Genomic DNA, 3,963 nt, shown 5'->3' on the forward strand with positions numbered 1-3,963 from the left:
GGCGGCCTGGCGCGGGGCGATGCCCAGGGCCTTGAAGAGCCCGCGCGCGTGCTCCCAGTCGTTGGCGTCGATGCGGTCCAGCAGGGCCACATACCGCGCCAGCGGCTCGCGCGGCTCGCGCAGCAGGGCCTTCTTGAGGGACTCGTCCAGGGGCATGTCGGACAGTATGTCCTTCATCTTCATGTCCATGAGCCCGTCCACGTTGCGCAGAAGGCCCAGCAGGAAGAGCGTGTCACCCGCCGTGCCGGGGGTGAGCCCCGCATCGGTCAGGCGGGAGAGGAAGAACGCTCCGTTGAGGGTGCGCAGGGAGAGCTCCCGCCCCCTGCCACTGGGGTCCAGGTCCGAGAGCACGGCGGCGGTGGCCCACTTGCGTATGGCGTCGAGCCCGGCCAGGGAGGCCGCGCGCGCCAGGGAGTCTATCTTGCCGTCGAGCATGCAGAAGGCGGCCGAGTTCACGAATTGGAGCAGGCGCACGCTGAGGGCCTGATCCGTGGAGAGGGCGTCCACCACGGCCCCCAGGCTCGCCTCCTCGTCGGAGAGCACCTTGAGCAGGCGCAGGCGCGCGGCCTTGAGCGAGGGCAGCTTCTTTCCCGAAAGCTCCTTGGGGTGCGAGAAGAAATAGCCCTGGAAGTAGTTGAAGCCCAGGAAGCGGCAGCCCTCGAAGGCCTCCCAGCTCTCGATGCGCGAGGCCACCAGCCCGCCGCGCCAGGCGCCCAGGTCCTTCTTGAGCCTGGCCACCTCGCGGCCGGTGGAGGCGTCCACGGGCACCTTGATGAAGTCCGCCAGGGGGACCAGGCCGTTCTCCCGGGCCTGACAGCCGGGAGTGAAGTTGTCCAGCAGGAAACAGTAGCCCTTTTCCTTGAGTTCGTCGCAGGCCCTGCGGAACCTCTCGTCGGCCTGGATGTCGCTGGGCACCTCCAGGATGGTGCGCTCGGGCGGCAGCGCCAGCACGTAGCCCGAAAGGATGTTGTCGTAGCCCACGTTCACGGTGATTTTCTCGCGCGGCCCAAGCCCCTTGGTGGCCAGGGAGAAGCCGTCGGCGATCACCTGATTGGTGGCGTCGTCGAAATCGGTGATCAGGGCGCACTCGTCGCCCTCGCATTTGCGGAACAGCAACTCGTGCGCAAACACGTCCAGTTCCTTGGAGAAAATGGGCTGCCGCGCCATGAACAGGTCCACGGCGTGGCCGGGACCATGGAATGATCGATGCATGATGACTCCCCAATGAGAAGACGCCAGCCGGAACGGACGCACACGGCGATGGCGATTCGCCCCACTCTCGGAGATTGCATCCATGGTCCGAAGCGGTCAAGCGATAACTCTTTCCGACCGCCAAGGAGTGAAATGCGTTCTACCGCGCGGCCGCGGCGTCCAGGAAGCGCGCCATGGAGGCAGTCAGCTCTTCCAGGGAGTCCAGGTGCAGGTATTCCCCGGCCGTGTGCTGGGTGCCGTCGCCTCGTGCGCCCCAGACCGCCCCGGGGATGCCCCGCTCGGAGAGGAAGCGGGCGTCCGTGGCCCCGTGGGAGCGGCCGCGCTCCAGGCCCGGCACGCACGACTGGAGCAGATCCAGCAGCGGGGAATCGCCCCCGTTGAACTGCACGCTCTGGTTGGTCAGCTCCAGTTCGCCCCGCACGGCGGCGCGCACGGCGGCCTTGAGGGCCTCGGGGTCCTCTTGTTCGGTGTGGCGGATGTCCAGAAGCGCCCAGGCCTCGGCCGGGACCATGTTCACCACCGTGCCGCCCTGGATCACGCCGATGTTCAGGGTCTTGTGCCAATGCTCGGGGGCGTCGTCGGTGAAGAGGGCGCGCACGCGGGCTAGGTCGGCCAGGAGGGCCTCGATGGCGTTCTCGCCCATCCAGGGGCGCGCGCCGTGGGCCGCCTTGCCCCGGGCCGTGAGCCGGAAGCGGATCACGCCCTTCTGGAGCGTCACCAGGGTGCGCGGGCTGCCGCCGTCCAGGGCGATGCCCAGGTCGGCCTGGACGCGCTGCAGGGCGTGGCGCGCGCCGTTGCGGCCGCCGGTCTCCTCGTCGCCGGTGAGCAGCACGCCCAGGGGCATGGCCCCGCCGCGCTCCTTCTGACGCTTCAGGAAGACCATGGCCAGGGCCACGGCGTACTTGTCGTCGATGGCCCCCCGGCCAAAGAGCTTTCCGTCTTCCTCGCGGGGTTCGAAGAGGGCCTCGGGCGCGGCCACCACGTCGTAGTGGGCCATGAGCAGCACGCGGCAGCGCCCGGGTTCGGGCAGGGCCAGGATGGACTCCACGCCCTGATGCTCCAGGCGTTCGAAACCGATGCCCCAGGCGTCCAGGGTGGCGGCGATGCGGTCCGCGCAGGCCTTGCGCGCCCCCGGATCGGCGGCGGTGGAGGGAAAGCGGATGAAGGCCTTGGTCAGGTCGACGATTTCGCGGGTGAGGGCGTCCATGGGCGGGAGTCTGACCAAAGGCCGGGCCATCTGGCAAGCGCTTTCGCATGGACGGCGGGGTTGCCCGCCGCGCGCGTCCGGTCTATCATGCCACAACGCCAACGCGCCAAGGAGGCCCGATCCATGGATCCCCGCGAAGCGGTCCACCGCCTGTACATCCACAAGCTGCTCTACCGCCGCGTCCTGGAGGCCCAGGACGGCCGCCAGGAGGCCATCCGGGAGCTTCTGGGGGCCGTTCGGCCGGACATGTCGGCCCAGGCCGCGGCCTGCGTGGCCGAGACCGTGCCGCCGCTCTTGCCGGAGCTGCACCGCAAGTGGATCGGCCAGTTCGTGGACACCCTCCTGGGCACCGCCGATCCCCAGCAGATGGCCATCCTCTGCGACGGCACGGAGGAGAACAACGCCGCCCTGGCCCTGGCCTATGTGATGTTCCTTGAATCCGAGCGCATGGAAGTCGAGATCGTCAAGGATCTCGCCGGGATCGAGAGCCTGGGAGGCGTGGGCCTGGCCGACGTGGCCGCCACGCTCTGCACCAGGCTTACGGCCGTGGAAGAGTCCCTCGTGGAGGAACGCCGCGCCAAGGCCCGAGAATACCAGATGAAAGCAGGGTCGGAAAAGACCCACTGACCATCGTTCGCCCACGGCCTTGACCCCGGCACGCTCGTGGGCTAGAAAAAAGGCGAAGCGTGCCCGGGACCGCGAGGTTCCGGGCAAGCGCTTTTTTTATCTCACGCCTCCCCAGGGAGGCAATCAGAGGGAACGCACCATGCAATCCATCCCCATCTCGATGCAAGGTTTCCGCCGCCTCGAAAGGGAACTGGACGACCTCAAGAAGGAACGTCCGGCCGTCATCCAGGCCATCGCCGAGGCCCGTGAAGAAGGAGACCTGCGTGAAAACGCGGGCTACGACGCCGCCCGCGAACGCCAGGGAATGCTCGAGGCCCGCATCCGCTACATCGAGGGCCGCCTGGCCACCAGCCAGGTCATCGACCTGGCCACCCTGGACGGCGACCGCGTCACCTACGGCGCCACCGTGGAGATCGAGGACGTGGAGACCGGCGAGTCCAAGACCTGGACCCTGCTCGGCCCCGACGAAAACGATCCCGCCAAGGGCTCCATCTCGCTCCTCTCGCCCGTGGGCCAGGCCATGCTGGGCAAGGAGGAGGGCGACGAGATCGTGGTGGACGCCCCGCGCGGCAAAATCCGCTACGAGATCGTCTCCGTCCGCTTCCTGGGCGTCTTGCCCTAGCGTCCCGCGACGCGCCTCCAAGCCCCGGTCCACCCGGGGCTTTTTCGTTGCGTTCCCCCCGATCCCCGCCGCGCCCCCTGCCGGGCGCGGCCACGCCTCTGCAGACGCCCTCGCTCGTTTCTCCTTACGGATTTATTTTCCTGCAAACGGAACGATTCCGCCTGCTTGCCACGGCCTGCGCCTTCTTATAGGAATACAAAGTTTGCCCGCGAACCCGCCCCGGGCGCGCGCCCGGAACTTGCAAACCCCAAGAAGGCCTGCACTAAACAAATCACAACTCTTGCCCTTGTTCTGC

4 protein-coding genes are annotated in these 3,963 nt (G+C 67.9%); 2 read left to right on the forward strand and 2 right to left on the reverse strand.

What is annotated here, in order from left to right; translation table 11 throughout:
• Both ACV4UX_RS17685 and ACV4UX_RS17690 read right to left on the reverse strand, forming a co-directional pair.
• The coding region (locus tag ACV4UX_RS17685) for an EAL and HDOD domain-containing protein (RefSeq protein ID WP_491594597.1) at positions 1 to 1,212 on the reverse strand (1,212 nt) is incomplete at its 3' end.
• A gap of 139 nt (positions 1,213 to 1,351) precedes the next feature.
• Positions 1,352 to 2,419 (reverse strand): M20 family metallopeptidase, encoded by a 1,068-nt coding sequence (locus ACV4UX_RS17690; protein ID WP_491594598.1) that lies wholly within the window; start codon positions 2,417 to 2,419, stop codon positions 1,352 to 1,354.
• 123 nt (positions 2,420 to 2,542) lie between these two features.
• Between ACV4UX_RS17690 and ACV4UX_RS17695 the strand changes: the two genes are divergently transcribed.
• Positions 2,543 to 3,046 (forward strand): hypothetical protein, encoded by a 504-nt coding sequence (locus ACV4UX_RS17695; RefSeq protein WP_491594599.1) that lies wholly within the window; start codon positions 2,543 to 2,545, stop codon positions 3,044 to 3,046.
• Between the two features lie 139 nt (positions 3,047 to 3,185).
• Positions 3,186 to 3,668 carry a transcription elongation factor GreA gene (greA, locus tag ACV4UX_RS17700; protein ID WP_491594600.1) on the forward strand — a complete coding sequence of 161 codons (483 nt, stop codon included), beginning with the start codon at positions 3,186 to 3,188 and terminating at the stop codon, positions 3,666 to 3,668.
• The last annotated feature ends 295 nt before the right edge of the window (positions 3,669 to 3,963 follow it).

The sequence above is a fragment of the Fundidesulfovibrio sp. genome (assembly GCF_058402725.1).